Here is a 26,978-nt window from a genome sequence, read left to right on the forward strand (position 1 = left end):
AAACGGCAGCCGAGAGAGGATGCACACGCTATGAACTTCGAGGATATCGAACAGGTCGCGGTACTCGGCGCCGGCAACATGGGCCACGGCATCGCCGAAGTCGCGGCGCTGGCGGGGTACGACGTGACGATGCGGGACATCAAGCAAGAGTTCGTCGACGACGGCTACGAGAACATCGAGTGGTCGCTTGGCAAGCTCGCCGAGAACGGCCAGATCTCCGAGGAAGAGGCCGACGCCGCTCTCGACCGCGTCGAGCCGTTCGTCGACTTCGAGCCGGCCGTCGAGAACGCCGACGTGGTCATCGAGGCCGTCCCCGAGCGGATGGATATCAAGAAGGACGTCTACGACGAACTGGAGTCGTACGCGCCGGACGAGGCCATCTTCGCGACGAACACGTCGAGCCTCTCGATCACCGATCTCTCCGAGGTGACCGAACGGCCCGAGCAGTTCTGCGGGATGCACTTCTTCAACCCGCCCGTCCGGATGGCGCTGGTCGAGGTTATCACGGGCGCGCACACCAGCGACGAGACGCTCGACGCCATCGAGGAACTCGCCGAGGCGTTCGACAAGTCGCCGGTCCGCGTCCGCAAGGACTCGCCCGGCTTCATCGTGAACCGCGTGCTCGTCCCGCAGATGAACGAGGCCTGCTGGCTCGTCCACGACGACGTGGCGACCGTCGCAGAGGTCGACTCGACCACCTCCTTCGACATGGGTCTCCCGATGGGCGCGTTCGAACTCGGCGACCAGGTCGGCCACGACGTGACCCTGCACGTCCTCGAGTACCTCAACGAAGTCCTGGGCGAGGCCTACCAGCCCTGCCCGCTCCTCGAAGAGACCGTCGAGTCCGAGAAGCTCGGCAAGAAGACCGGCGAGGGCTTCTACGACTACGAGAACGGCGGCGTCGACATCCCCGCCGACGCCGGCCGCGACGACGTGGAGGCGCGCCTGCTCGCCGTGATGGCCAACGAGGTCGGCAAGCTGGTCCAGGGCGACGTCGCACCCGTCGGCGACATCGACGAGGCGATGATGCTCGGCGCCGGCTACCCCGAGGGCCCCGGCAAGCGGGCCGACGCCTACGGTCTCGACGACCTGATCGAGACGCTCGAATCCGCCCACGACGAGACCGGCGCCGCCCGCTACGAGGTCTCGGACGGTCTCCGACAGGCCGCCGAGGAAGGCGGCTTCTACGACGGCGACGACAAGAGCGAGACGGTCGAGTACGAGCAGATCGCCGTCGAGACGGACGGCGCGGTCGGACACATCCAGCTGGACCGCCCGGCCCGGATGAACACGATCACCGTCGACATGATCGACGAGGTCGACGCCGCGCTCGACCAGTTCGAGGCCGATGACGAGATCCGGGCAGTGCTCCTCGAAGGCGCGGGCGATCGGGCGTTCTCCGCCGGCTTCGACGCAGCCAGCGCCGCGCCCGGGAGCGGCCTCGAAGCCAGCGAGATGTCTCGCAAGGGCCAGCGCGTGTTCGGCCGCCTGGAGGAGGTCGGCATGCCGGTCGTCGCGGCCATCGACGGGTACTGCCTCGGCGGCGGAATGGAACTCGCCACCGCGGCGGACATGCGGATCTCGAGCGAGAGCGGTCAGTTCGGCCAGCCCGAGCACAACCTCGGCCTCCTTCCCGGCTGGGGCGGCACCCAGCGGCTCAAGGAGGTCGTCGGCGAGGGGAGGGCGAAAGAGATCATCTTCACCGCGAAGAACGACTACGACGCCGGGACGATGTACGACTACGGCTTCGTCAACGAGGTCGTCGCCCCCGACGAGTACGACGACCGCAAGTGGGAGCTCGCCCGCGACCTGGCCGCCGGCCCGCCCATCGCCCAGAAGCTCACCAAGCGCGCGATGCTCGCCGGTCGAGGTGACACCGACGCCGGACTGGAGTACGAGGCCTCGGCGTTCGGTCACCTGTTCACCACAGACGACGTCTGGGAGGGCCTCGCAGCCTTCCAGCAGGACCGCGAGCCGGAGTTCGAGGGGAAGTAACCGGCGACCTCACGGCTGCCACTGGTCAGTGCACCCAGTAGAAGGTGAATCGCACGTCGCGGTGGCGACTCGCGTCGTCGAGTGTGGCGAGCAGTCTGAACCAGTGGATCGGGAGCATCTCCTTCCGGGTCCGCTCGCGCAGGTGCGCCTGCCTGCCGTCGATCTCTATCCACTCCCGGTGTAGCAGCGGTCCGACGAGTTCCTGCCTGGTGACACGGGTTCGCCAGCAGTCGCGGGCGTCGTCGCTCTCCCACTGTTCGTAGGGGGTCCCGTCGGCGTCGACGAGTTCGAACAGCCGAAGCGGTCTGTACTCGTGCGGGTACGGCTTCGACTCCGCGTATTCCTCGCGCATCCGCTCCCACGCCGGCCGGCTGATCCCCTGCCCCCAGTCGAACGCGGTCAGTTCGTCGAGCGACACATGCTGTTCGTGCTTCATGTCGCCCGTGAGTGTGTCGAACGCCGCGTCGAGATCTGCGTTCGAGAAGCGGTCGAGCGACCGGCTGGCGAACCCCAGCATCGACAGTTTGGCGCCGACGGAGAGATCCTCGGGGAGTCCCTCGGTGCCCGGCAGCGGGTCGAGATACGACGCCCATTTCGTAGTGAGCATGACGTACTTGAACGTGCCCTGGGAACCGGTGATCGGCTCGACCCGCGAAACCAGTTCCCACGAGTCGCCGAACTTCTGCTCCACGACCCCTCTGATGTATCCTGGCATACGCGTTCACTGACGACCGGACTGTCTCCCCCGTGCCAGATAACGGTGCTGAACCATTGAGAGCCAGTTACACGGCCTGCTCGCCGCACCGGTAAGTGGGTGGAGCGAGACGGCAGTCGACACCGCAATAGCGCGGAAACGGGAGACAGAACGGCGGCGGCGAGGAACGCGGACCGACCGCGTCAGTCGTCTTCGGCAGCGTCGAGCGCCTGCTGGGCGACGCGCTCGCTGGCCTGTTCGACGAACTCGTCGGGTAGTTCCTCTATCTCGCCGGCCTGGACGCGCCAGAGGTTTGCGTAGAGGCCGTCGGTCTCGAGCAGTTCGTCGTGCGTGCCGCGCTCGACGATCTCCCCCTGTTCGAGGACGAGGATCTTGTCCGCGTCGCGGACCGTCGACAGGCGGTGGGCGATGATGAACGTCGTTCGGTCGGCGGCGAGTTCGTCGATGGAGCGCTGGATCAGCATCTCCGTCTCCGTGTCGACAGCCGAGGTCGCCTCGTCGAAGATCATGATCGCGGGGTGCTGGAGGATGGTCCGCGCGACGGCGACGCGCTGGCGCTGGCCGCCCGAGAGCTTCACGCCGCGCTCACCGATGTCCTGGTCGTAGCCGTCGGGGAGATTCGTGATGAAGTCGTGGGCCTCGGCGCGCTTGCAGGCCTCGACGACCTCCTCGCGGGTGGCCTCGAAGTGGCCGTACTTGACGTTCTCCTCGATGGTGCCGTCGAACAGGAAGTTGTCCTGGCCGACGTAGCCCATCGACCCGCGCAGGCTGGCGAGCGTCACGTCCCGGACGTCGTGGCCGTCAATGCGGATCTCCCCCTCGTTCACGTCGTAGAGGCGCAGGAGGAGCTTGACGATCGTCGTCTTCCCGGCGCCGGTCGGGCCGACGAGGCCGACGGTCTCACCGGGTTCGACGTCGATGTCGACGTTTTCGAGCACGGTCTCGTCCTCGTCGTAGGCGAAGGTCACGTCGTCGTACTCGACGTGCCCGTCGACGTCTTCGAGGTCGATCGCGTCGGGCTTGTCCTGGATGCGGACGGGCAGGCTCATCAGGCCGAGAATGCGCTTGGTCGAAGCTTTGGCGTCCTCGTAACGCTCGATGATGTTACCCATCTGCGCGAGCGGATTGACGAGCCGCTGGGTCATCAGCAGGAACGTGACGAGCGTCCCGGCGGTGAGTTCGCTAGAGAACGGCCCCGGTGGACCCTGGAGGAGCCAGATCCCGCCGACGATGAACGTCGCGATGAACGCCAGCGAGGTCAGCACCCGAAGACCTGGGCGGTAGACGAAGCCCAGACGGAGCGCGAGCCAGTCGAGCCTGAAGTACTTGTACGAGTGCTCCTCGACGCGCTCGTCCTCGTAGTCCTCCGTGTTCGAGGACTTGATCACCTGGATGCCGTTGAGATTGTTCTCCAGGCGACTGTTGAGGTCGCCGACTGAATCGCGGATGTCGGCGTACCGCTCCTCGGCGAGTTGCATGTACCAGTAGGTGAACACGGCCGAGAACGGGATGACGGTCAGCGTCACGAGCGCGAGCTCGATGTTGAGGCCCGCGAGGATGACGGCCGTCCCGAGCATGAGGACGATCAGCTGGATCATCTCGCCCATCATCGAGTCGAGGAACTGCTCCAGCCGGTTGGTGTCGTTCGAGAGGATGGAGATGAGTTCGCCCGTCTGCACCTCGTTGAAGAAGTCCATGTCGAGGCGCTGCATCTGCTGGTAGGTAGCTGTCCGGGCCTCGTGTTTCACGCGGTGAGAGAAGAGGTTCAGCGAGGAGGCGCGGACGAAGATGAGCAGCGCCTGACCGACCATCGCGACGCCCAACACGCCGATGGAGAACCACAACTGTCCCATCTCCGTCTCGGGCAGCCACGCTCCCGGGACGTACGGGAGCGAGAACGCCGTCGTGTCGTTGAAGATCGAGTCGATGGCGACCCCGAGGATCACCGGGGGAACCAGCGAGAGGAACCGGGACCCGATGCTCGCGAGGACCCCGAGGACGAACCACCGCCGGTTACCGTGGCCGAACTGCATGAACAGCTTCCACAGCGGGTGTTCTATCTCTTCGCGGTGTCGCTCGATGTACTCCGAATCTATCGCTTGATCTGGGCTCACGGGTTAGACTGTCACGCGTGTTAGCCATCCCGTCGCAAAAAGGGGTCGGTCGGCCACAGTCTCTCCGCTAGTTTCGTCGCTGTCGGACGCTCCCGCGCTCGCCCGACGACGAGCCGCGTCGTCGAGGGTCAGCACATCTCACCGAGGTCCCGCCACTCCTCGGTGTGGAGTCCGACGTCGAGTTCGCGCCCGCACCCCTCACAGTAGAAGGAGCCGCTGCGACGGTCTGGCGGGAACTCTGTCGCCTCGTCGTGCTCGTCGCACGAGACGCGGATCCCCCGTTCCGCTCCGGCCAGGAGTTCGACTGAGTAACTTGTCATTCGAGCAGGCATCCGTCGGGGCCGGTCGGGCATAAACCCGATGCCGGCACAGTCCCGCCGTCGGCCGATCCGACTCCGACCGACTCAGTCCCAGAAGCTCCGCGTCCGGGCGTACTCGCGCTCGCGGCGGAGGATGTCGCGGTAGAACTCGTCCTCGTCCTCGCGGAGCTTGTTGATGATCCGCGCGGCGTTGCGCGGGCCGACGCCGCGGGCCGCGAGCGCGATTATCGCCTGCTTGCCGTGTGTCTGGACGAGGCTCCCCGACGTGTACGCCCGCTCGGTCATCTTCTCCTGTTCGTCGTCCTTTTCCGCCGCCTTCACCGCCGAGACGACCTCGTCGGCCCAGGGGTTCAGCGCGGCGATACGGGTCGACCCGCACTCGGGGCACTCCGGCCGGTCGCGGATCCGCTTGACCGGCTTCTTCCGTTCCCAGTCCTGGCAGTGCAGGCAGAAGAGGATCATCCGGTCGTTCTGAATGCGCTCGCGGACGGTCTGGATGACGCTCGCGTCGGCGTGGTCGGGCGAGAGCAGTTCCTGCCCGGCGCTGCGGCCACCGAGGCCGATCGGCGTCCGCTCGCCGAGGAGTTCGACCGAGAGGTCGCCGGACTGGACCCGTTCGAGGACATCGGCGGCGCCCTCGACATGTAGTTCCTCGTGGAGCATCTCGCGGACGGCCTCGTCGTAGACGGGCGTCCCTTCAAGGGCGTCCATGAGCCGGTCGCGTCCGAACTTGCTGCTCGACCCGCGGCCGCGCCAGCGCTTGAGCGCGCCGAACTTCGTCGCGACCTGCGCGACCTTGAACTTCAGCGAGTCGGCGTTCTTCAGGCTCAACTCGATGAGTTCCGGCAGGTGGTCGGGGTCGGTCTCTTCGAGCACCTCCAGCACGTCGGTCGCCGAGACGTTCCGCGGCACCTCCAGTTCGATCCGGTAGGGATCGATCTCCATCCCCACCGACGAGCCCGTGCGCTGCCCGAGCAGCGCCGACAGCAGGCGCCCGAGCGTCTCGTTTATCTTGTGACCGAACGCGGCGTTGACGACGAGTTCGCGCCCGCGGAACTCGACGAGGAGGTCGCGATCCGTCGGGATCGGGTGCTCGTGGTCGGCCACCTGTTCGAGCCCGCCGCCGATAGTTTCGGTGTCGCCGTCGTAGCGGGCGGTGAACTCCCTGGCAACCGAGTCGGCGGAGGCCCCCGACTGGAGCTGTCGGCCGGCGATCCCGCGCATCTCGCCGACTTCCTGGGCGACGGCGTAGGGGACCGGGATCTCAGAGCCGGTCCACGAGGGAACCTCGCCGCCCGGGTCCTCGACGGGCGAGACGGTGACGGTCTCCTCCTCCTCGTCGATCTCGGTGATGCGCCACATCTCGCCGCGCTGGATGAACACCTCGCCGGGCGTGGCGAAGTTGACGACGAAGCGCTCGTCGAGGGTGCCCACGTCGCGGCCGCTCGCGACGTCCTGGACGCTGTATGTCGCCTCGTCGGGGATCATCGAGAGGTTGTGGTAGAAGTACTGCCAGGTGCCCCGTCGCTTCTGAAGCTCGTCGGTGTCCTCCTCCAGCCAGATCACCTTGTTCCCCGCGAGTTCGCGAACGACGCTCTTGAACTCCCGCTCGGAGAGGTCGCGGAACGGGTACGCCCGCGTCATGATCTCGTAGGCCCGCATCGCCCGGATGTCGCCGAAGTCCATGACGAGCCCGGCGATCTGGTTGGCGACGGTGTCGAGGCTGCCGTCGTGGATCTGGGCCGATTCGACCTCGCCCGCGCGGGCCTTCCGCGCGATGGCGAGCGCTTCGAGCGTGTCGTCGGGGTGGGAGGTGACGATGGTGCCCCGCGAGACCAGATCGCGGCGGTGGCCCGCGCGCCCGACGCGCTGGAGCAGTCGCGTCACCTGCCGCGGGCTGTTGTACTGGATCACGTGGTCGACGTGGCCCACGTCGATGCCCAGTTCCATCGACGACGTGCAGAGCAGCCCGTCGAGTTCGCCCGCCTTGAAATCGTCCTCGACCTCGATCCGGGACTCCTTGGCGAGCGAGCCGTGGTGGACGCCGATGTTCGCGTCGAGTTCCTTGAACCGCGAGCCGAGCGCCTCCGCGAGTTGCCGCGTGTTGACGAAGATCAGCGTCGAGTCGTACTCCTCCACCAGATCCCGGATGTACCGGACGTGACTCGCGAAGTCCGGGTCGGTCATCAACTCGCCGGCGAGGCGCTCGTCGCCCTCCTGTACCTGCGGCGAGCGGACGCGCACGTCGAGCCGGCTGCCCACGTCGATCTCGACGACCTCGCATCCCCTGTCGCCGGTCAGGAACTGGCCGACTTCCGCGGGGTCGCCCACCGTCGCCGAGAGCCCGATCCGCTGGAAGCCGTCGGCGAGTTCGAGCAGGCGCTCCAGTCCGACGGTCATCTGTGCGCCGCGCTTGGAGACCGCGAGTTCGTGGACCTCGTCGACGACGACGTGGTCGACGTCGGTCAGCGCCGTCCGGAGCTTCGACCCGGTGAGCATCGCCTGTAGCGTCTCGGGCGTCGTGACGAGCACGTCCGGCGGGTCGTTCGCCTGCTTCTGGCGCTGGTAGTCCGTCGTGTCGCCGTGACGGACCTGCACGTCGAGGTCCAGTCGGTCGCCCCACCACTCCAGCCGCTCGCGCATGTCCCGGTTCAGCGCCCGCAGCGGGGTGATGTAGAGCGCGCCGATGCCGAAGGTGTCCTGTCCTTCCAGCGCGTCGAAGACGGGGAGCATCGCCGTCTCGGTCTTGCCCGTCCCCGTCGGCGCGACAACGAGGACGTTCTCGCCGTCGACGAGCGGCGGGATCGCCTTGCGCTGTGGTTCCGTGGGCGTCGTGAAACCGCGCTCCGAGAGCGCCGCACGGACCTCCGATCCAAGCGCGGCGAACGCCGCCGGGTCGCCGTCCTCGGGGCCGTCGCTCGACTCGCTGACGGCCTCGGCGTCACCGGCTGCTCCGGCGTCTGTCATCGCCCGCGCTAGGGATTTGAACCGATTAAGCCCGCCGGTTTTCGGCGCCTTTTCGCGCCTGATTCGACAGGATTCCGGCGCGCGCTGTCGCGCGCTTTCATGCGCGCGACGAAACTGCGCGAGGGATGAGCGACCGCAGGGAGCGAATCGGCTGGGGAGGTATGTGGCTGTCTGCGGTGCCGTGCGGCGGTTGCTGTTGCGGTGCTGTCCCTGGCGGACTGAAAGGGCGAGGCGCGCTCGCGCCAAGGAGGAGTCGTCTGAGTGGGCACTATCCGAGGGAGCGGGGCGTGGTGCGACCGAAGGGAGCACCACGATGCGAACGGGAGCGGGCCGAGGGCTTTCATCGCTTGCAATCGGTATTGGCTCGAAAAACTGTAGCGTTCGACCGACTCGAAATCTCACAATCTCGACCGGATCAACACCTACTGCTCACTCCTCGTCGAACCACTCCTCGCGCAAGAGGCCGTACTGGACCATGTCGCGGTACTCACCGTCGGCGAACATGAACTTCCGTCGCCGCCCTTCCTCGGTGAAGCCGAGCGACTCCAGCAGGCCCCGCGAGGCGTCGTTGTGGTCGAACGCTCCCGCGCCGATTGCGGGCTCGTCGTACTCTCGGAAGACGAAGTCGATCACCAGCCCGACGGCCTCTTTCCCGTAGCCCTGCCCGTGCACCTCGGGGATCAGCCAGTAGCCCAGTTCCGGCCGGCGGTAATGCATCTCCTCGGCGTTCACGGCACCGATGCGTCGCACTTCGTCCTCCTCGGGCTGGCCGGGACCGGCGTCCTCGCCGTCGAGACAGACGAGAAAGCGGTCGGTTCCCCGCTCCTCGGAAACCTCCATCGCCTCCTGGTTCCGCAGGTAGCTACCGAGCGGGGAGCGGATCTCGGGGTTCGCGCTCGCTCGCTGGAGGAAGGGGAGGTCTTCTTCCTCGACGGTCCGGAGCGTGACGCGGTCGCCGCTGGTGATGCGTGCGCCTGGCATGGCCGACATGACGCCGCCCCTGGGGCATCTGTCTTCCGGTCCGGCGGGATAAATCCGAGTGGATCGCCCGTCGCCCCTCGCGGGACGGCGGGCGAAACGGGGCCTGCGGAACGTCGACCGGCCGGGCCGTCAGCGGTCGGTTTCCTCGCTCGCGACCTCGTCGACCGCGTCCCCGTGGAGCGGCGTGAGGCGAACGGAATCGTCGGCGGCGACCTCGACGCGGAACCCCTGGTATCGGAACGTGACTCTGCACGCCGAGTCGCCGCTCCCGTCGAGGAGGGCGTCGAGGGCGTCGGTGTCGACGGTCCGTCCGAGCGGGTCGAGGGACTCGGGTTCGGCGTTCGCGAGTGCGGCGACGGCCCTGTAGACGGCGACGCTCGCTGACTCGGGCTCGACGGACTCCAGGTCGACCTCGTACGCGGGGGAACCGTCGGCCCGAGCGCTCTGATCGGTCATTGTTCGGTGTGGTGACGACGTGGCCTGCATCGCGCCAACGTTGAAAGACGGCGATGTTCAGGTAAGTACCTGACGGCTATGTGATTAGGTATCGGATAGCACAGGCGTGATCCCGGTCGCGCCGGCAGAGAGTAATCCTTTTGCGTGATTCGCCCGGATGTGGGGGTATGGACTGGCCGCACGACCCCGACGGCGACGAGGGGAGCGAGGGGCGCCGCAAGTACGGGCAGGCGGTGCTCGCCAAGAAGATCGACGAGGGCGAGGACTTCCCGCTGACCCAGTCGGCGTTCGTCGACGACTACGGCGACCACCCGATCCGGATCGACTACGAGACGGTCGTCAGCGTCGCCGAGATCTTCGAGCACGTCGACCAGGAGGAGTACGAGGACTTCCCCGACTTCCACAAGGCGGTCGGGCAGGCGCTCCGCGACGCCGACTACTGGCCCTACCGCCTCGAACACGCGTAACCCGGCCGGAGTTTTAGGGGCACGCCGCTCGTAGGTCCCGCCGAGAACCGACAGTGTCAGACGCATCCAGCGGCGACGACTCGGGCCCCACGCGGGACGACTCGGACGCTCACTCGGCCGACACGCTCCGCGAGCGCGCCGGCGAGAACCGCGTGAAGCTCTGGCTGTTCTACGAGGCCGACCGACGGGTGATCGCCGCCGTCGTGGGACTCGTCGTCTTCGCGTCGCTCGTCGTCGTCGGCGTCCTGACGCCGAACGTGACCTCCGCGCTGCGGAGCGGCGACCCGATCGAGACGGCGTTCCAGGCGTTCATCGGCGCCATCATCACCGGTGTGACGCTCGTCGTGACGCTCAACCAGCTCGTCCTCTCCCAGGAGTTCGGTACGATAGACCAGCAGCGCGACCGCTTCGACGGAACGATGGCCGTCCGCGAGACCGTCGCCGATCACGTCGGTGCGGCCGTCGCGCCCTCGGACCCGTCCGCGTTCATCCGCGTCATCGTCGAGGCGGCGGCGGACGAAGCCGAAGCGATCGGGCATGCGCTCGCCGACGACGACGGCGTCCCGGCCGACGTCGCCGAGGCGATCGAAGATCTCACCGACGGTATCCAGAGCAACGCCGACACCGTCGTCGACCAGCTAGACGGCGCCGCGTTCGGGACGTTCGACGTCCTCTCGGCCGCGCTCGATTTCAACTACTCGCTGAAGATATTCGACGCGCGCCGCATCCGCCACGAGTACGAGGACGACCTCTCAGAGCCGCTCCAGGAGCGGCTGGACGAACTCGTCATCACGCTGGAACTGTTCGCTCCCGCGCGCGAACACCTCAAGACCCTCTACATCCAGTGGGAACTCATCGACCTCTCGCGGTACGTCCTCTTCAGCGCGATCCCGTCGCTGATCGTGGCCGTGTACATGCTGCTGTTCCACGAGGTCGGGACGCCAGGGGGCGCCGTGTTCGGGATCCCGACAGAGGTCGTCGTCGTCAGCGCCGCGGTGACGGTCGCGCTGGCACCGTTCCTCGTCCTGCTGTCGTACGTCCTCCGCGTCGCCAGCGTCACCAAGCGGACGCTCGCCATCGGGCCGTTCACTATCCGTGACACGCACGACCAGAACGAGTGAGGCCGCAAACGCGCGGTGTGCGGGAAGCCTGACCGGTGAGGGCCGGCGATTACACCAGCTGGATGGTGTTGCCGTTCGACGTGACGTGCAGGTCCCGACCGAGTTTGTACCCCTCACTGGACGCGAGGTCGACGTACCCGGAGAAGCCGGCCATGTCCTGGTGAGCCGGGATGACGTGCTGGGGCTGGAGCGCGTCCAGCATCTCGTAGTGGCCCTCTTTCCGGAGGTGGCCGGAGACGTGGACGTCGTCGTAGATGCGCGCGCCCTGCATGCCGAGCAGTTTCTCCGACTGGTAGCGCTGGCCCTCGTTGGTCGGCTCCGGGATGACTCGCGCCGAGAAGATGACCTTGTCGCCGTCGTCGATCTGATAGGGCGTCTCGCCGCGGCCCATGCGGGTGAGCATCGCGCGCGGTTCGCCCTGGTGGCCGGTCACGACGGGCAGGAAGTTCTCCTTGCCCTCGTTCATGATGCGTTCGAACGCCCTGTCAACGGACTGGCGGTGGCCGTACATTCCCAGGTCGTCCGGGAACTCCACGGCGCCGATTCGTTCGGCGGTGCCGGAGTACTTCTCCATCGACCGACCGAGCAGGACGGGTTCGCGACCGATCTCCTCGGCGAACTCGACGAGCGAGGTGACCCGGGCGATGTGACTGGAGAACGTCGTCGCGACGATGCCGCCGTCGTAGTCTTCGAGGCTCCGCATCACGTCGCGGAGGTGGCTCCGGGCGACGGACTCCGACGGGGTTCGCCCCTTCTTGTTCGCGTTCGTGCAGTCCTCGATGTAACAGAGGACGCCGTTGTCCTCGCGGCCGATCTCGCGGAAGCGCTTCATGTCGATGGGGTCGCCGATGACCGGCGTGTGGTCCATCCGCTTGTCGAGGCCGTAGACGATGGCGCCTTCGGGAGTGTGGAGGACCGGGTTGATGGCGTCGATGATCGAGTGGGTGACGTTGACGAACTCGAGTTCGTTCCGGTCCCCGATCGACATCGTCTCGCCCGCGTCCATCTCGACGAGGTCGTTCTGGACGCTGAACTTCGACTCGTCCTGGATCTCTTCTTTGACGAGTTCGAGCGTGAACGGCGAGGCGACGATAGGCGCGTCGTAGCGGTGGGCCAGTTTGGAGATGGCGCCGATGTGGTCGAGGTGACCGTGCGTCGGCACGATTGCCTTCACGTCGCCTTCCAGATCGGACATGACGCGGTCGTCGGGGATCGCGCCCATGTCGATCAGGTCGAGGCTGTGCATCCGTTCGGTCTGGACGTTGTCGTGGATCAGTACCTTCGAGAGGTTGAGGCCCATGTCGAAGACGACGATGTCGTCTCCGGCACGGACGGCCGTCATCTGGCGGCCGACTTCCTCGTAGCCGCCGATAGTTGCGATTTCGATTTCCATAGGTGGGTCCGATCAGAGTGATCCCAGAACCCCTTGCAGAGTCCGCCAACGGAGGAGAGTCGGAGGTGAAACGGCACTTCGACGGCCGGACGAGGCGAGTCGCGACGAGCGACTCCCCCCGAACGCACAGCCTTCCCGGGGATAACGCGTGTTTCGGTTACCTACTGGTCCGCGGCCACGACGTAAATAGCCGACGGACCGAGCCCGTCGACGGGCTGGACGTCGCGAAGCGCTTCCGGAATACGGCCCGTTCGGAGCGGTCGCCGACGGGCGGATCACCCGGTGAATCGCCCCTCCGGGAGAAACCCAACCGTTCACTACCGGCTGCCGTATCGTCGCACGCGTTCCTCTCCCGATACTCGGTCCCGCAGGCGCCCCTTCCACAGCGACGACATCACCCACATGAGCGACACGATACACCTCATCGGCGGCGGAACAGTCGGTCGACGGATCGCCGATCGGCTCGACGTGTGAGGCGATTCGGTCCTGATCGTCGAACGAGACGACGAGCGCGCGGGCTCTCGAACAGCGAGGGTACCGGGTCCATCGGGGCGACGGGACGGACGTCTCGACCCTCGACGAGGCCGGCGTCGTCGACGCACGTCTCCTCGGCGTACTCCTTCGCGACCTCCGCTTCAGGCGTCGTCGGCCGATTCTTTGATGTCAGACAGTCGGTCGACGAGGTCGTCGGTCGAGGCCTCTGTCTCGAACGTGATTTCGCCCTCGTGGTCGTTCTCGTGGACGCTCACACCCTCGCCTTCGTCAGCGTCGACGCTCTGATCCTGTTGCTCGGATTCGTCGTAGCTTCCAAAACCCATACGTGATCGATCCCGACTCCTCCGGAAAAAGCAACCGATACTCAGTCGGGGGCAGTCGACGATCTGACCAGAGACGGACGACGGCGTGTTCGGTCGGCTCGCCGGCGATTCCAACGAAGACCGAGGGATCACAGACGGCATTCGGCCACTGAGTGCGACCAGGCAAGCTCACAGGATCAGCGCAGACGACGGATCGGACTGTTCAGCGGGGCCGACGGGAGAACTCGTCGAAGCGCCCGCTCGTCGGCTGGTATTCGAGATCCAGTGCTCCGTCCGGACCCGGCGCGACCCAGAGGACGCCGTCGACCTGGTCGGCCAGCGCCGCCATCGTCGGCTCGTCGTGGTCGGTGTAGTCGACGCCGACGAGCGTGACGCCCGACTCGGTGCGGATCCCCGAGATCTGCCCGAGCACCGAACACACCTGGTCGGTCGGCACGGTCGCGAGGACCGGCGTGAGCGATCTGACCAGGAGGTGGCGCGCGCCCGTCGACGGTGGACCACCCGCGGACAGTTCGGTGAGTCCGACGACCAGCCGCTCCAGGTCCCCTGGAGCCGGCGTGTAGACGACCGGGACCTCCCCGGCGGGCGCAGCGAGTGACTGCTGTTTCGACGCCGTGTCGACCACGCCGAGCGACGGCCTGTCTCCGTCCGGATACGCGCTCTCGGCGGCCTCGACGGTCTCGTCGCCGCTCTCGGTCGTCGTGACGGACAGCACCGTATCGTCGGCGTCGCCGAGCCGAGAGAGGAGCTGGAAGCCGACGGCGTGGCGCGAGGGGTCGGTCGAGCCCGCGACGAGGACGGTCGAGCCCGTCGCGAGCCCCTGCGGTAGCGGGGCGACGGACTTCGACTCCCGGTCGGTCGACGAGTCAGACGCGTCGGTCACTGATCAGTCGCTCCGGCGCCGCCGAGCGGCGTTCGACCGTCCCGCCAGTTGCGAGACCGTCTGACGGGGATAGTAGCGCGCCCCACAGGTGGGACACTGGGCGATGCGTGCGCTGGACCGTCGGTCCGTCTCGACCGGCAGGTCCGCGGTGAAGACGACGCGTTCGACGAGCGGTGCCCCGCAGTCCGAACAGGGGAGGTCAGTTTCTCTCATGGGTGTGTCTGTGGCCGGTCCCGTCGGTGAGGCCCAGGGCCCGCCATGAAAGGGGTCGCATCCGGCACGGCGCATCTCAGAGCAGTGCCATCGAAGGACGCCTCGCAGCGGTGGCGAACCGATGGGCGAACGAAGAACGGACCGGACGAAGTCCGCAGTACGACCTTCTGTTCCGCTGTACGCCGTAAATATGTTTCGCTCGGCCGGTCGACGGCGGGGCAGATTCTCGTCCGATCCCAGGAAACCGGGGCCGCCCGCTCAGTCGAAGCGGACTCTTCCGAGGCCAGTCAGTCGAAGCGGAACGTTTCGAGATTTCGGGGGGCGTGCGTCCGGACGTTGAGCTCCTGGTAGAGTGCGGAGGAGAGCTGGTCCGTCGCCGTTTCGTCGCCGTGGACGCAGAGGACCTCTTCCGGGCGCGGGCTCATCGTCCCGACGAAGTCTTCGAGTCCGTTGCGGTCGGCGTGACCGGAGAACCCGCTGACGGATTCGACGTCGAACCGCAGCGTCATCTGCTCGCTCCGGCTCCCGCGGTCGCTAAACGGGATCTCGCGGCGACCGCTCTGGATCCGGCGGCCGAGCGTCCCCTGGGCCTGGTAGCCGACGAACAGCAGCGTGTTCTCCGGCTCGCCGCCCAGCAACCGCAGCCAGGACATGATCGGCCCGCCGGTCACCATCCCCGAGGTCGAGAGGATGACGCACTCCTCGCCGTCGGCGATGTCCTCACGCATCTCCTCGCCGCCGTCGACCTGCTGGAACTGGTCGGCGAGGAACGGGTTCTCGTCCTCGTGGAGGATCCGTTCGCGCAGCCCGTCGCGGAGGAACTCGGGGTAAGCCGTGTGGATCGCCGTCGCCTCGCGGATCATCCCGTCGAGATACACCGGCATCGTCGGGATCCGACCCTCGCGCATCGCCTCTTCGAGGACGAGCATCAGCTCCTGCGAGCGCCCGACGGCGAACGCCGGGATGACGACCTTGCCGCCCTCCTCGTAGGTCTCGTTGACGAGTTCGGTGAGCTTGCGCTCGCTGTCTTCCTGGTCGGTCTGGTAGTCGTCGCGGCGGCCGTAGGTCGACTCCATGACGAGCGTCTCCGCCCGCGGGAAGTCGTTCGAGGCGCCGTTGAACAGCCGGGTATCCTTGTAGTGAATGTCGCCCGAGAAGACCACGTTGTGGAAGCCGTTCCCGATGTGGAAGTGCGAGACGGCGCTCCCGAGGATGTGGCCGGCGTTGTGCATCGTGAGTTTGACGTCCGGCGCGATGTCGGTCACGTCGCCGTACTCGATCGGGATGGTGTGTTTGAGCTCCTTGCGGACCATCTCGGACTCGTAAGGCGGCGAACGCCCCTCCTTGGCGGCGACGTCGAGATAGTCGAGCTGGAGCAGGCCCATCAGGTCGCGGGTCGCCTGCGTCGTGTAGATCGGGCCGTCGAAGCCGTACTTGAACAGGAGCGGGAGCAGCGCCGAGTGGTCCAGGTGGGCGTGCGTGAGCACGACCGCATCGAGGTCGGGGATCGGGTTCGCCTCCGGGACCTGGAGGTAGGGGACCTCGCCCTCGGCGCCGGGCTTGTCGCCGCAGTCGATCAGGATCCGGGTCTCCGGCGTCGAGAGGATGAACGACGCGCGGCCGACCTCGCGGCAACAGCCGAGCGTCGTCACGCGGACCCAGTCGGTCTCTTGCTGCTGCTCGCGGTGGATCCGCTCGCCGACGCGTTCGAGGAACTCGCGGCGCTCGTCGCGCTCCTGGATGAGGTAGTTCCGGACGTTGTCGACGGTCGAGGACTCCATCGGCGGCGTCCGCAGGACTTCCGCGGTCCAGCCGACCTCCCGCTGGATCTCCCGGAGCGTGCTCCCGCGGTTGCCGATGACCATGCCGGGCTTTTCCGCCTCGATCACGACCTCGCCGGTCCCCGGATAGAACCGGAGGTTCTCGATCCCGGCTTCCTCCGGTATCAGACTCCGGATCTCCCCTTCCGCGTCACGCTCGCGGACCTGCGTGCCCGGCGCCGGCCGGACGGTGATCCGCTTGCGGACGGAACTGGCCAGTCGCGGGACCAGCCCGTCCTGTTCGGCGAACTTCTGGGGCGTCTCCGTGTAGATGACGAGTTCGGGGCCTTCGAAGGTGACCCGCGAGATCTCGAGTTCGTCGGGGATCTCCGCCTCTATCGTCTCCCGCATCGCGTCGATCGGGTTCGTGCTGTCGTCAGTACTCATTCATATCGTGTGTTCCGCGTGTGGTCGGGGATGGTCGGGCTCTCGACCGCCGCCCGCCGGCGAGAGCGCTCAGAGCGGTTCGTCCGAACGAATCCGGTCGCGAGTCGCCGCCTCGGCCGCCCTCGTCGTGGAATCGGACCCGGACGGAGAGAAGAACCGAGAAGCCGGTTCGGTGCCCGCGAACGGACGATGTCGTTCGCTTTCAGGTAGTCGAGTCACGGTATAAACCGTTTCCGACACTCGCCTCGGGGCGCCCCCGCTCCCGTCGCTCCCGGCGCTCGTCACTCACCGCTCTCGGTCGCGTTCGCGCATGCTCTGGCGAGTGAACTGTGGCTGGGCCCGGATCCCGCGTCGCTTGCGGAACGAGAAGAACAGCAGGACGGCGACGAGGACGGCGAGCCCGACGGTGATCGCGGCGGCGACGAGTTGCTCGAACGCGACGAGGACGGCCGACGAGAACACCGCGCTCGCGAGGACCATCCCGTAGATGAGTCGGCGAGTGACCCGTCCGAGGAGGTTCTGGGAGTCCCGGAAGTCCACCTCGACCTGCAGGTCCTCGTGGATGGCCAGGTCGAGCACCTCCTCGATCTTCGGCGGCGTCCGGACGGCCGACTTGGTCGCCTCCTGGACCTCGTCGACGCGGTCCTCGACGTACTCGCGGGCCGTGTCGGCGAGGAATCCCTGCCGGCGGAGGTAGCCCGTCGCCACGTCGATGAAGTCGAAGTCCTCGTCGAGGGTGACGCAGACGCCCTCGACGACGGTGGCGACGCGGAGGACGAGCGCGAGGTTCGCCGGCAGGCGGAACGGGAAGTCGTAGATGGTGTCCTCGACCTGCTGGACGATCTGCTGGACGCGGTATTGCTCGATGTCCTCGCCGCGGGCGTCGGCGATGGCGAGTTCGAGCACGTCCGCCATCACTTGCCGGTCGGCCTCCGGGCTCAGGGTCCCCATCTCGATCAGCGTGTCGAGGATCGCCTGGATGTCCTGGTCGGCGACGGCGACGTAGAAGTCGACGATCCGCTCCTGGATGAACGGGTCGACGTACCCGCTCATCCCGAAGTCGTAGAAGACGAGCGTGCCGTCGTCCTGCACGGCGAGGTTGCCGGGGTGCGGGTCGGCGTGGAAGACGCCGTCCTCGATGATCATCTGGAGGTACGCCTCCTGGAGCGTCTCGGCCAGTTCCGTCCGGTCGAGGCGGCGCTCGTCGAGTTCGTCGAGGTCGGTGATCTTCGTGCCGGGGACGTACTCCATCGTCAGGACGCGGTCGGTCGAGCGGGACTCGTCGACCTCGGGCATCCGGATCCGCGTGTCGCCGTCGAAGTTCGCGCGGATCTCGGCGAGCATCCGCGCTTCCCGCTCGTAGTCCATCTCCTGGCGGATCGTCCGGTCGAACTCGTCGGCGAGCGTCTCCAGCGAGAACGACCGCGACTCGTCGACGAAGTACAGCAGGATCGGCAGCGTCCACTTGACCACGCGAAGGTCGGCCTCGACGAGGTCCTCGACCCCCGGCCGGCGGACCTTCACCGCGACCTCGCCGTCCTCGGTCCGCGCGTGGTACACCTGGCCGAGGCTCGCGCCGCTGATGGCCTCGGTGTCGAACTCGGCGAACCGGCTGTCGACGGGACCGAGCGCCTCTTCGAGGACGACGCGGGCACGCTCCCAGTCGGCGGGCGGCACGCGGTCCTGGAGCTCTTCGAGCTCCTCGATGTACTCCGGCGGGACGATGTCCGGCCGCGTCGAGAGCAACTGACCGAGTTTGATGAACGTCGGGCCGAGCGTCAGGAGCGTGTCGAGGAGGGTCCGGGCGCGCTCGCGGCGCTTCTCCGGGGAGACCGAGCGGCTGCGGCCGAAGAGGATGAACCGGTTGCGGTCGCGGACGTACGCGAGTGCGAGCGGCAGGAACCGCCACGCGACGACGACGAACCGCCAGTATGCGCGTAGGTTCACGTGAACTCAGTCGTCGATGGGGATCTGCGTCTCCGGCGCGGCCTCCGCTTTGGGGAGTTCGAGTTCGAGGACGCCCCGGTCGATCGATCCAGAGGCGCCGGCGCCGGTGACCCCCGGCGGGAGCGGCAGTTCCACGTCGAGGAACAGCGAGCGCTCCTCCTCCACGTAGTCGAAGTCGGTGGGGACGTCTTTCTCGCGGCGCGCCTCGACCCGGAGGCGGCTGCCGTCGACCGCGGCGTCGACGGTCGCCTCGGACGCGCCGGGCAGGTCGAGCACCAGCAGGTACGCGTCGTCGCTCTCCAGCACGTCGGCGAAAACGGCGTCGGGCAGATCCCTGAGCGCGTCGCGCAACGATGTCATGGGCGGTGCTTAGGATGCGACGGCGAAAAAGGCCGCGGTGTCTCAACCCCCCGCGGCCGAACCGCTGCGACGCACCGCTTATTGGCCGGGCGCCGAAACCGTCGGTATGACCGATCCACGCCGGTCGGCCGCCGACCGGACCGCCCTGTCGACCGCTCGCGAGCGACTCCGCGCGGTCGTCACCCCCATCGATCGAACCGAGACGCTGCCGGTCAGCACCGCCGTCGACCGCCCGCTCGCCGAACCCGTCGTCGCCCGCCGCGCCGTCCCCGCATTCGACCAGGCCGCCCGCGACGGTTTCGCCGTCCGCACCGCCGACACGGCCGACGCGACCGACGACGCGCCGGCGGAACTCGCCGTAACGACCCATGCCGCCGACGCCGGCCGCGCAACCTCCGTGGAACCGGGAACGGCGATCCCGGTGGAGGCCGGCGACGAACTCCCGGACGGAGCCGACGCGGTGGTCGATTCGGTCGCGACGGGCTATGTCCTCGCCATTGCTCGCCCTGTCGACCCCGAGGTCGGAGTCCGCCGCGTCGGCGCGGACGTGGCCGCCGACGAAACGGTCAGACCGGCGGGCCACCGCCTGCGACCGTCCGACCCCGCGCTGTGTACCGCGGTCGGTCGGACGCGCGTCGAGGTCGTCCAGCGGCCTACCGTCGGCATCGTCCCCACCGGAGGCGGCGTCACGAGCGGCGACCCAGCGCCCGGCCAGACCGTCGAGACCGACGGGACGACCGTCGCCGAGTTCGCCGAGCGCTTCGGCGCCAAGGTGACCTACCGCGACGCCGTCGCCCCCGACCCGCACGCGCTCCGCGCCGCCGTCCAGCGCGACCTGACGAAGGACCTCCTCGTCACCGTCGGCGGGACGGGTCCGGGCGAATCGGACCGCGTCGTCGACGTGATCGCCGACCTCGGCGCGGTGGAAGTCGACGGCGTGGCGCTCGAACCCGCGGAGACCACGTCCCTGAGCGTCGTGAACGAGCGGCCGATACTTTCGATCCCCGGCGACCCCGTCGCGGCGTTCGTGGCGACGACGCAGTTCGTCGCGCCCGCCGTCGCCCGTCTCGCCGGCCGCGACCCGCCTGCACCGAGAACCGCAGCGGACGAACTCGCCGACGACGTCGACAGCGCGGCCGGACGGACGTCGGTCGTCCCCGTCTCCTTCGAGGGCGACGACGAATCGGGCGCCGAGACGGGGCAGACCGCGCGCCCCGTCGACGACGAACCGCTGTCGACGCTCGCCCGCACCGACGGGTGGGTCGTCGTGCCCGCGGACCGCGAGCGAGTGGTCGCGGGCGAAACGGTTTCCGTCGAGCGGTGGGAGGCGTCGGTATGAGCGACCGCAAGGAGTTCCGCGACCTCGCCGACCCCGAGCGGGCCCGCGAGACTGTCGCCTCCCTCGATCTCTCGGCCGGCAGCGAGCGCGCTCCCCTCGAAACGGCCCGGGGGCGCGTCCTCGCCGAACGGGTCGACGCCGGCCTGGACGTGCCGGGGTTCGACCGCGCCGGGATGGACGGCTACGCCGTCTGCGCGCCGGACACCTACGGCGCCGACGATTCACCTGTCACGCTCCCCGTCGTCGGGAGCGTCCACGCGGGGGAGACGCCCGACGCGTCCCTCGACGCCGGCGAAACAGTGGAGATATCGACGGGCGCGGTCATGCCGGATGGGGCCGACGCCGTCGTGATCGTCGAACGGACGGAGGAAGTGGCCGGGAACGAGGTCGACGGCGACGGCCAGCCGGACCGTGCCGTTCGCATCGAGACGGCGGTCACGCCCGGCGAGAACGTCATGCTCGCCGGCGCAGACATCGCCGCCGGCGAGCGGGCACTCGGCCCGGGCACTCGCCTGACGCCCCGCGAAATCGGCCTGCTCTCCGCGCTCGGCGTCGACGAGGTACCGGTCCGGTCGAAGCCCCGCGTCGCCATCGTCTCGACCGGCGACGAACTCGTCCGGCCGGGCGACGACCTCGACCACCGCGCCGGACAGATCTACGACGTCAACAGCTACGCCGTCGCCTCCGCCGTCGAGGAGGCGGGCGGCGACCCGGTCGTCTACCCCCACGTCGGCGACGACATGGACGCGATGGAGGAGACCCTCGTCGAGGCCGCCGCCGACTGCGATCTGGTGCTCACCTCGGGGTCGACGAGCGCCAGCGCCGTCGACGTCGTGTATCGAGTCATCGAGGAGCGCGGCGACCTCCTGCTCCACGGCGTGGCTATCAAGCCCGGCAAGCCGATGCTCGTTGGCCGAATCGGCGGCGAGGAGGGGTCCGCCGACGCGAATCCCGACAGTGGCGCTGCCTACGTCGGACTTCCGGGCTATCCCGTCTCGGCCCTGACCATCTTCCGCACGTTCGTCGCGCCCGCTATCCGTTCCGCCGTGGGGCTGCCCGAACCGCGGACCGCCCACGTCGACGGCCGGATGGCCGTCGGGGAGCGCTCGGAGGAAGGCCGGCGCCGCCTGCTCGCGGTCGGCCTCGTCGAAGACGAGTCGGGCGAGACGCTCGTCTACCCCGTGGACAAGGGCAGCGGCGCGACGACGACGCTCACCGCGGCCGACGGCGTCGTCGACGTGCCGGCGGACACGAATCTCCTCGCCGCGGGCGACTCGGTGACCGTCGACCTGTTCTCGCCGGACGTGCGCCCGCCGACGCTGCTGGGCGTCGGCGAGGACGACCCCGCGCTCTCGCGACTGCTTGACCGACTCGACCGCCCGCGCTACCTCGCTCGGGGTTCGCGCGGTGGGCTCCGACAGCTGCGCGACGGACTCCCCGACGTCGCCGTCGTCGCCGGCCCGTTCGACGCCGAGCGCGAGGACGTGGCCGACGCCGTCGAACTCGGCGGCTGGACGCGGGAGTGGGGTCTCGTCGTTCCCGACGGGAACCCCGAGAAGATCGAGGGCCTCGGTGACCTCGTCGACCGCGACCTGTCGTTCGTGAACCGGGGGACCGAGTCCGGTCTCCGGACGAGTCTCTCGAACGCGCTGGCGGAACTAGCCGAGGAGCGGGGCGTGGAACGGCGGGACGTGACGGACGCGATTTCGGGGTTCGATCTGGCCGCGCGAGCCTTCGAGAGCCCCGCGCGCTCGGTCGCGTCCGGGAACGCTGACGTGGGCCTGGGACTGCGCGCGACGGCGTCGAAACTCGGCCTGGGGTTCGTTCCCGTCGGGGCGCAGTCCGTCCGCGTGCTCGCGAACCCCGAGCGTACCGAGAAGCCGAGCGTGAGGGAACTGGGCGACTGTCTCGCCGACCTCGCAGACGCTCTCGGTGGGCTCGACGGCTTCGAGAGCGAGTGATCCGAGCGAGCTAGTAGCCGCTGAACCCTCTCGGCGCGCTCAGAGGTCGTCGAAGCCGCCGATGCGGCGGTCGCCGAGGACGCACTGGCCGCGTTCGACCGCGTCGACGCGGTCGACGTGGATCGCGTCGATGCCGGCGTTCCAGGCGGCGCCGGTGTCGTCGGGATCGTCGCCGACGAGGGCACCCTCGTGGCCGTTGTAGCCGACCCCGATGCGGTTCATCGCCAGTTCCACTGGGGTCGGGTCGGGCTTCCAGCCGATGTCGTCGTCGCAGCAGACGACGGCGTCGAACCAGTCGGCGATGTCGTGGTGGTCGAGCAGCGGCCCGGTCAGGTACGACTGACAGTGGGTGACCACGCCGGTCGGACAGTCGAGTTCGCTGATGAACGCCGCCGCGTCTTCGTAGACGAACGACGACTCGGCGCGAGCGACCGGGTCTTCGACCTCGTGGAACGTCTCCCAGAACTCGTCGGGGTCGAGGCCGCGGCGGGCGAAGACGTCGCTTCGCGCGCCGCCGACGCCGTACCACAGGTGGTCGGCCTCGCGGTCCGTGAAGCCGTACCCGAGGCGATCGCCCACTTCTCCGACGATCTTCCGGGGGTAGTCGGGGTCGACGTCGACGACCGTGCCGTCGAGGTCGAACAACCAGAAATCGTACGCGTCGCCGGCCATTGGATCGATAGTGTAGGGGTCTGGACTGTAAGTACCTTCTGCCGGGATCGCCACACGGGAACGAGTCCCGGCTGCAGCGTCTACCAGGCCCGGCCGCAGCGTCCACCAGGCCTGGCCGCAGCGTCCACCAGTCCGCAGCGCCGCGGATCGGGCGGATTTATGCCGCAGACGGTCCAGCGTCCGGACGACATGGGTCTGTCGACGCTGGTCACCGATCCCCGGACATTCTTCGAGCACCGACGGGAGGACCCCTCGCTGGTCGGACCAGCGCTCGTCGTCGCCCTCCACGGAATCATGGTGCTCGCGACGAGCGCCGTCATCCTCCGCTCGCTCGGGGGCCTCCTCGACGGCGTCGACACCGGATCGCTCGTCTACGCCGCCGGCGACCAGCGCGTCGCCGCGCCCCGCGAGTTCGTCCTCTCGCTGGGAGCGACGCCCGTGGTCTACCTCGTCCTCTGGGTCGGCGTCGCCGTCGTCGTCTACCTCGTCTCGGTCTACTTCGACGGCGAGGGGCCATTCCGGCGCGTCCTCGCGTTCGTCGGCTGGTCGCTCGTCCCAACGTTGGTCCCGACCCTCGCGGTGTCGGTCGTCATTACCGCGCTCTTCGTCGACGCACCGACCTTCGCGTCCGAGACCGCAGTCGAAGAGTGGGTCCGCACCTCGGTCGCAGGCAACCCCGCGTACACCGCCGTCCGGCTCGTCCGGCCGCTGTTTACGCTCTGGATGGCCTATCTGTGGATCGTCGCCGCCGAGTGCGCCCGCGGACTCACCCGCCGCCAGGCGCTCGTCGCCGCCGGCCTCCCCGTCGCGCTGGCCGTGCTGAACGCGCTCGGGACCTACGTCGGATTCGCCGCGCAGGCGCTCGGAATCGTCCCATAACGGCTGCCGCGCCTCGTCGCGGACCGGCTACACGTCGTCAGTGACGTGGATCGAGCTGCCGAGGTACTTGGAGAGGACTTCGTCCACGGTCGAGGCGTTGAACAGGTCCAGGTCGTCGGCGACGGCATCGCGGAGGTCGTCGAGATACCCCTGGGTCGTCCGAAGTTCGCTGAACGACACGCTCGCGACCGGTGTGCCGAGCGCGTTCTCGGTCACCTCGCGCATGTACGCCTCGTCTCCGCACTCCCCCCGCCACAGGTTGTCCCGGAAGTACAGCCACCCTGGCTCTCCCGGTGGGTCCGCTCGCCGGAACACGGTCGTCTCGAACGTGTCCGGCGTCGCCCAGACCCCCTCCACGTCGGGGTCGAGTCGGACCGTCACCCGGAACACGTACGCCGCCTCCGAGTCGGTCGCCGTCGCTGACTCGTCCTCGCCCCGCCCCTCGTCGTCCCCCCGAGACATCTACTGCAGGTCGTCGAACCGCTCTGCGAGTTCGATGTCCTTGTCGGTGATACCGCCCTCGTCGTGGGTGGTCAGCCGCACTTCGACCTCGCGCCAGCCGATCGTCATCTCGGGGTGGTGGAAGGCGTCCTGGGCGACCCCGCCGGCGCCCGCGGCGAAGCCGACGCCGTCGAGATACGCGTCGAACTCGTACGTCCGGACGATTTCGTCGCCGTCGCGCTCCCACTCGGCCGGTAGTCGGTCCTCGATCTCGTCGTCTGAGAGCAGGTCTGCCATGTGGAATCCGTGGGCCGGTACCCGCATGAAAGTTCGGCCGATGCGTTCGAGTCGGAAAGATTCTCGCTGCAGAAACGACCGCTACTCGAACTGGAACCGCGAACAGCGTGAAAGCCCCGGCCTGCTTCGGTCCCGGGGCTCGCTGCGCACTTCGGTCGCTCCGCTCCCTGCGGTGCTTTCTTCGCCCGGGTTCCCGGAGCGTCCGGCCCCTTTCATTCCCACCCGCATAGACCGGTCGGCCAGCAGAACCGGGTGGGAATGAAAGGGGCGACGCGTTCGAGGAGGGAGACGACGCAAGCACCGCAGCGGAGCGAGGAGCGCAGCGAGTCGCAGCCCTCGAACGCGTCGGGGCTTTCACGCTGTTCTGTGCGGTGCCATCAGTGGCGGTTGACACTCGACAATCCAAACAATCGACGAATCGAACCGAACCTCGAGAAGTCTCTAGTCGTCGCTCAACTGATCGAAGACGGCGTCGGGCATCTGGTCGCGGATGTGTTCGGGAATCTCGTCGCTCTCGACGCCGTCACTCTCGGACTCGTCGCCGCCGAACTCGGGGTCGAACAGCTGGAGCGCGGTGTTGATGGTCGACCAGTCGTCCTGTTCTGCGGCGTCGCGCAGGCTCTTGGTCGGCGCGGCGAGCAGCTGGTTGACGATGGCGTCGGCCATCGCTTCGACGACCTCGCGCTGGCCGGCGTCGAGGTCGGCCTTGCCGACGGCCGTCTCGACTTCCTGGGCCTTGACGCGCTCGGCGCTCTCGTACATCGCCGAGATGACTCGGTCCGCCCGCTTTCGCTTGTACTGGGCGAGCAAGCGCTCGAACTCGACGTCGATCATCTCCTCGACGACCGTCGCCGCCTCCGCGCGCTGGGCGCGGTTCTCGTCGGTGACGGTTTTCAACGCGTCGAGGTCGCGGACGGTCACGCCCGGGAGCTCGGTCACCGTCGTCGGCACGTCCCGCGGCTGGGCGATGTCGACGACGAACGTCTCGCCCGAGCCCGCGACGGTCGACTTGTCGAAGACGTAGTCCGGGCTCCCCGTCGCCGTCACGACGACGGTGGCCTCGGCGACGGCCTCTGCCACCTCGTCCAGGTCGACGACGGTCGCGTCCGCGTCGACCGTGTCGGCGAGGTGCTCGGCGCGCTCGGCCGTCCGGTTGGCCACGTAGAGGTGGTCGACGCGTGTCGCGAGCGACTGCGCGGCGAGCCGCCCCATCTCGCCGGCGCCGACGACGAGGGCGTCCGCGCCGTCGACGCCGACCTCCTCGTCGACGAGTTTGACCGCGGCGCTGGCGAGGGAGACCGAGCCCTCGTTGATGGCCGTCTCGGTCCGAGCGCGCTCGCCGACGTGGACGGCCTTCGTCACGCCGGCTTCGAGGATCCGGCCGATGCCGCCGGCGGCGAGGGCGTCCTCGTAGGCGGTGCTGACCTGGCCGAGGATCTGGTCCTCGCCGACGACGATCGATTCGAGGCCGGCGGCGACCCGCATGAGGTGCCGCAGGCTCTCCTCGTGACCCAACTCGACGAGGACGTCGTCGGGGACGCCCTCGAAGAAGACGTCGAGCGCAGCGCGGCCCTCCGGCCCGTCGCTGGTGACGACGTACGCCTCGACCCGGTTGCAGGTCTGGAGGACGTACGCCTCCTCGACCGCCGGCGCCGAGAGCAAGCGGTCGACGCCCTCCCGCTGGCTCTCGACGGTCGCGGCTTCGAGCTCGTCGACCGTCGCGCGGTCGATGTCGACGCTCGCGCCGGAGATGACGCCCGTTCCGACAGTCACGCTGTCTCACCCGTCGCGTCCGCGATTACGTCCGCTGCCACTTGTCGAGCTTTGGGTATCCCACTATCTAAAGCCTTCCAAACCGCGTCCGACCTGACAACCGCCCGCACGGCCGCTCGACGCCGGTCCGGCGCGACCCCGTCCCGCTGTAACTCCGCGCGGAGCTCGCCCGTCAACTCGGCCATCGCGCCCGCGTCGGCGATCTCTGTCTCGATCCGCTGGCGCAGGTGGCGACTCAGCGCCGGGCTCGCCCCGCCCGTCGCGACGGCGGCCACGACCGGGTCGTCGCGGACCGTCGCCGGGACGACGACGCTCCCCGCCTCCCGCCCGCCGTGCTGGTCGGCCCGGTTGACGAGGACGCTTCGCTCTCGAGCTACGTCCTCGATCCGCTCGTTCAGTTCGGCGTCGTTCGTCGCCGCGACCGCCAGTACCGGCGCCGTCCGATCGAACCAGTCAGACACGTCGTCGGGGTCCGGGGCCTCGCGGACGAGTTCGGCGTCGCCGAAGTCCACTCGTTCGCCGTCAGCCGCGGCGAACTCCGGGCTCACCACGACCACGCGGGCTTCCCGGGCGAACCGTCGGGCCTTCCTGGCGCCGACGCGTCCGCCCCCGAAGACGAGGACGGTCTCGCCCCCGAAGTCGTGGAGCAGGGGGATCAT

The 26,978-nt window shown here is 68.2% G+C and carries 24 protein-coding genes; 6 read left to right on the top strand and 18 right to left on the bottom strand.

What is annotated here, in order from left to right:
• The first annotated feature begins 30 nt into the window (after nt 1-30).
• Nucleotides 31-1,995 carry a 3-hydroxyacyl-CoA dehydrogenase NAD-binding domain-containing protein gene (locus tag ACMGFH_RS07575; protein WP_415382329.1) on the top strand — a complete coding sequence of 655 codons (1,965 nt, stop codon included), beginning with the start codon at nt 31-33 and terminating at the stop codon, nt 1,993-1,995.
• 25 nt (nt 1,996-2,020) lie between these two features.
• Here the strand turns inward: ACMGFH_RS07575 and ACMGFH_RS07580 are convergent, their stop codons facing one another.
• The 6 genes from ACMGFH_RS07580 to ACMGFH_RS07605 all read right to left on the bottom strand — a co-directional run bounded on the left by ACMGFH_RS07580 (nt 2,021) and on the right by ACMGFH_RS07605 (nt 9,548).
• A complete protein-coding gene (locus tag ACMGFH_RS07580) occupies nt 2,021-2,710 on the bottom strand; it encodes a hypothetical protein (protein ID WP_415382330.1) in 690 nt (229 codons plus the stop codon).
• A gap of 182 nt (nt 2,711-2,892) precedes the next feature.
• Complete coding sequence (locus ACMGFH_RS07585) at nt 2,893-4,824, bottom strand: ABC transporter ATP-binding protein (protein WP_415382331.1); 1,932 nt, start codon at nt 4,822-4,824, stop codon at nt 2,893-2,895.
• Between the two features lie 128 nt (nt 4,825-4,952).
• On the bottom strand, nt 4,953-5,144 hold the full coding sequence (locus tag ACMGFH_RS07590) for a hypothetical protein (RefSeq protein WP_415382332.1): 192 nt from the start codon (nt 5,142-5,144) through the stop codon (nt 4,953-4,955).
• Nucleotides 5,145-5,228: 84 nt separating this feature from the next.
• Nucleotides 5,229-8,111 carry a DEAD/DEAH box helicase gene (locus ACMGFH_RS07595; RefSeq protein ID WP_415382334.1) on the bottom strand — a complete coding sequence of 961 codons (2,883 nt, stop codon included), beginning with the start codon at nt 8,109-8,111 and terminating at the stop codon, nt 5,229-5,231.
• Nucleotides 8,112-8,540: 429 nt separating this feature from the next.
• Nucleotides 8,541-9,092 (bottom strand): GNAT family N-acetyltransferase, encoded by a 552-nt coding sequence (locus tag ACMGFH_RS07600; RefSeq protein WP_415382335.1) that lies wholly within the window; start codon nt 9,090-9,092, stop codon nt 8,541-8,543.
• A 129-nt stretch (nt 9,093-9,221) separates the two neighbouring features.
• The gene (locus ACMGFH_RS07605) at nt 9,222-9,548 is read right to left on the bottom strand and encodes a HalOD1 output domain-containing protein (RefSeq protein WP_415382337.1); all 327 of its coding nucleotides are present in this window, start codon (nt 9,546-9,548) and stop codon (nt 9,222-9,224) included.
• Nucleotides 9,549-9,715: 167 nt separating this feature from the next.
• Here ACMGFH_RS07605 and ACMGFH_RS07610 point away from each other — a divergent pair, with 167 nt between their 5' ends.
• Together ACMGFH_RS07610 and ACMGFH_RS07615 are read left to right on the top strand one after the other, a co-directional pair.
• A complete protein-coding gene (locus ACMGFH_RS07610; protein ID WP_415382338.1) occupies nt 9,716-10,015 on the top strand; it encodes a DUF5785 family protein in 300 nt (99 codons plus the stop codon).
• A gap of 53 nt (nt 10,016-10,068) precedes the next feature.
• Entirely contained in the window at nt 10,069-11,136 is a 1,068-nt protein-coding gene (locus tag ACMGFH_RS07615) for a hypothetical protein (protein ID WP_415382339.1), read from the top strand.
• 49 nt (nt 11,137-11,185) lie between these two features.
• On the opposite strand, the gene ACMGFH_RS07620 is transcribed toward ACMGFH_RS07615, so the two are convergent.
• The 7 genes from ACMGFH_RS07620 to ACMGFH_RS07650 form a co-directional block, all read right to left on the bottom strand.
• Nucleotides 11,186-12,529, bottom strand: coding sequence for an RNase J family beta-CASP ribonuclease (locus ACMGFH_RS07620; RefSeq protein WP_415382340.1), 1,344 nt, complete (start codon nt 12,527-12,529; stop codon nt 11,186-11,188).
• Nucleotides 12,530-13,164: 635 nt separating this feature from the next.
• Nucleotides 13,165-13,347, bottom strand: coding sequence for a DUF5786 family protein (locus tag ACMGFH_RS07625; protein ID WP_415382341.1), 183 nt, complete (start codon nt 13,345-13,347; stop codon nt 13,165-13,167).
• Between the two features lie 202 nt (nt 13,348-13,549).
• Nucleotides 13,550-14,230 (bottom strand): hypothetical protein, encoded by a 681-nt coding sequence (locus tag ACMGFH_RS07630; RefSeq protein WP_415382342.1) that lies wholly within the window; start codon nt 14,228-14,230, stop codon nt 13,550-13,552.
• A 3-nt stretch (nt 14,231-14,233) separates the two neighbouring features.
• Nucleotides 14,234-14,443: a hypothetical protein gene (locus tag ACMGFH_RS07635; RefSeq protein ID WP_415382343.1), complete on the bottom strand. Its 210-nt coding sequence runs from the start codon at nt 14,441-14,443 to the stop codon at nt 14,234-14,236.
• A gap of 287 nt (nt 14,444-14,730) precedes the next feature.
• Nucleotides 14,731-16,650, bottom strand: coding sequence for a beta-CASP ribonuclease aCPSF1 (locus ACMGFH_RS07640; RefSeq protein WP_415382344.1), 1,920 nt, complete (start codon nt 16,648-16,650; stop codon nt 14,731-14,733).
• A 285-nt stretch (nt 16,651-16,935) separates the two neighbouring features.
• On the bottom strand, nt 16,936-18,597 hold the full coding sequence (locus tag ACMGFH_RS07645) for an ABC1 kinase family protein (RefSeq protein WP_415382346.1): 1,662 nt from the start codon (nt 18,595-18,597) through the stop codon (nt 16,936-16,938).
• Nucleotides 18,598-18,603: 6 nt separating this feature from the next.
• The gene (locus ACMGFH_RS07650; protein WP_415382347.1) at nt 18,604-18,957 is read right to left on the bottom strand and encodes an Hsp20/alpha crystallin family protein; all 354 of its coding nucleotides are present in this window, start codon (nt 18,955-18,957) and stop codon (nt 18,604-18,606) included.
• Between the two features lie 106 nt (nt 18,958-19,063).
• On the opposite strand from ACMGFH_RS07650, the gene ACMGFH_RS07655 reads away from it, so the two are divergent.
• Nucleotides 19,064-20,296, top strand: coding sequence for a molybdopterin molybdotransferase MoeA (locus tag ACMGFH_RS07655; RefSeq protein ID WP_415382349.1), 1,233 nt, complete (start codon nt 19,064-19,066; stop codon nt 20,294-20,296).
• A complete protein-coding gene (locus ACMGFH_RS07660; protein WP_415382350.1) occupies nt 20,293-22,257 on the top strand; it encodes a molybdopterin biosynthesis protein in 1,965 nt (654 codons plus the stop codon). The genes ACMGFH_RS07655 and ACMGFH_RS07660 overlap by 4 nt, the downstream gene beginning before the upstream one ends.
• A gap of 39 nt (nt 22,258-22,296) precedes the next feature.
• On the opposite strand, the gene ACMGFH_RS07665 is transcribed toward ACMGFH_RS07660, so the two are convergent.
• The gene (locus tag ACMGFH_RS07665) at nt 22,297-22,929 is read right to left on the bottom strand and encodes an HAD family hydrolase (RefSeq protein WP_415382352.1); all 633 of its coding nucleotides are present in this window, start codon (nt 22,927-22,929) and stop codon (nt 22,297-22,299) included.
• Nucleotides 22,930-23,118: 189 nt separating this feature from the next.
• Between ACMGFH_RS07665 and ACMGFH_RS07670 the strand changes: the two genes are divergently transcribed.
• Nucleotides 23,119-23,808 carry a YIP1 family protein gene (locus tag ACMGFH_RS07670; protein WP_415382354.1) on the top strand — a complete coding sequence of 230 codons (690 nt, stop codon included), beginning with the start codon at nt 23,119-23,121 and terminating at the stop codon, nt 23,806-23,808.
• Nucleotides 23,809-23,835: 27 nt separating this feature from the next.
• Here the strand turns inward: ACMGFH_RS07670 and lwrS are convergent, their stop codons facing one another.
• From lwrS to ACMGFH_RS07690, 4 genes are all read right to left on the bottom strand, one after another.
• The gene (gene lwrS / locus ACMGFH_RS07675) at nt 23,836-24,270 is read right to left on the bottom strand and encodes an LWR-salt protein (RefSeq protein WP_415382355.1); all 435 of its coding nucleotides are present in this window, start codon (nt 24,268-24,270) and stop codon (nt 23,836-23,838) included.
• On the bottom strand, nt 24,271-24,546 hold the full coding sequence (locus ACMGFH_RS07680) for a 4a-hydroxytetrahydrobiopterin dehydratase (protein WP_415382356.1): 276 nt from the start codon (nt 24,544-24,546) through the stop codon (nt 24,271-24,273).
• Nucleotides 24,547-24,987: 441 nt separating this feature from the next.
• Entirely contained in the window at nt 24,988-26,319 is a 1,332-nt protein-coding gene (gene hemA / locus ACMGFH_RS07685; RefSeq protein WP_415382357.1) for a glutamyl-tRNA reductase, read from the bottom strand.
• Complete coding sequence (locus ACMGFH_RS07690; RefSeq protein WP_415382358.1) at nt 26,316-26,978, bottom strand: precorrin-2 dehydrogenase/sirohydrochlorin ferrochelatase family protein; 663 nt, start codon at nt 26,976-26,978, stop codon at nt 26,316-26,318. Before ACMGFH_RS07690 ends, hemA begins: the two co-directional genes overlap by 4 nt.

Source organism: Halosimplex rarum (genome assembly GCF_047715405.1).
Classification (GTDB): Archaea; Halobacteriota; Halobacteria; order Halobacteriales; family Haloarculaceae; genus Halosimplex; species Halosimplex rarum.

Bases quoted from the DNA above. Each gene is read 5' to 3' on its own strand.
- ACMGFH_RS07625 (WP_415382341.1), bottom strand. From the start codon at position 13,347: ATGGGTTTTGGAAGCTACGACGAATCCGAGCAACAGGATCAGAGCGTC.
- ACMGFH_RS07605 (WP_415382337.1), bottom strand. From the start codon at position 9,548: ATGACCGATCAGAGCGCTCGGGCCGACGGTTCCCCCGCGTACGAGGTC.
- ACMGFH_RS07580 (WP_415382330.1), bottom strand. From the start codon at position 2,710: ATGCCAGGATACATCAGAGGGGTCGTGGAGCAGAAGTTCGGCGACTCG.
- ACMGFH_RS07610 (WP_415382338.1), top strand. From the start codon at position 9,716: ATGGACTGGCCGCACGACCCCGACGGCGACGAGGGGAGCGAGGGGCGC.
- ACMGFH_RS07600 (WP_415382335.1), bottom strand. From the start codon at position 9,092: ATGCCAGGCGCACGCATCACCAGCGGCGACCGCGTCACGCTCCGGACC.
- ACMGFH_RS07590 (WP_415382332.1), bottom strand. From the start codon at position 5,144: ATGACAAGTTACTCAGTCGAACTCCTGGCCGGAGCGGAACGGGGGATC.
- ACMGFH_RS07575 (WP_415382329.1), top strand. From the start codon at position 31: ATGAACTTCGAGGATATCGAACAGGTCGCGGTACTCGGCGCCGGCAAC.
- ACMGFH_RS07650 (WP_415382347.1), bottom strand. From the start codon at position 18,957: ATGACATCGTTGCGCGACGCGCTCAGGGATCTGCCCGACGCCGTTTTC.
- ACMGFH_RS07655 (WP_415382349.1), top strand. From the start codon at position 19,064: ATGACCGATCCACGCCGGTCGGCCGCCGACCGGACCGCCCTGTCGACC.
- ACMGFH_RS07640 (WP_415382344.1), bottom strand. From the start codon at position 16,650: ATGAGTACTGACGACAGCACGAACCCGATCGACGCGATGCGGGAGACG.
- ACMGFH_RS07680 (WP_415382356.1), bottom strand. From the start codon at position 24,546: ATGGCAGACCTGCTCTCAGACGACGAGATCGAGGACCGACTACCGGCC.
- ACMGFH_RS07635 (WP_415382343.1), bottom strand. From the start codon at position 14,443: ATGAGAGAAACTGACCTCCCCTGTTCGGACTGCGGGGCACCGCTCGTC.
- ACMGFH_RS07595 (WP_415382334.1), bottom strand. From the start codon at position 8,111: ATGACAGACGCCGGAGCAGCCGGTGACGCCGAGGCCGTCAGCGAGTCG.
- ACMGFH_RS07670 (WP_415382354.1), top strand. From the start codon at position 23,119: ATGGGTCTGTCGACGCTGGTCACCGATCCCCGGACATTCTTCGAGCAC.
- ACMGFH_RS07620 (WP_415382340.1), bottom strand. From the start codon at position 12,529: ATGGAAATCGAAATCGCAACTATCGGCGGCTACGAGGAAGTCGGCCGC.
- lwrS (WP_415382355.1), bottom strand. From the start codon at position 24,270: ATGTCTCGGGGGGACGACGAGGGGCGGGGCGAGGACGAGTCAGCGACG.
- ACMGFH_RS07690 (WP_415382358.1), bottom strand. From the start codon at position 26,978: ATGATCCCCCTGCTCCACGACTTCGGGGGCGAGACCGTCCTCGTCTTC.
- ACMGFH_RS07665 (WP_415382352.1), bottom strand. From the start codon at position 22,929: ATGGCCGGCGACGCGTACGATTTCTGGTTGTTCGACCTCGACGGCACG.
- ACMGFH_RS07660 (WP_415382350.1), top strand. From the start codon at position 20,293: ATGAGCGACCGCAAGGAGTTCCGCGACCTCGCCGACCCCGAGCGGGCC.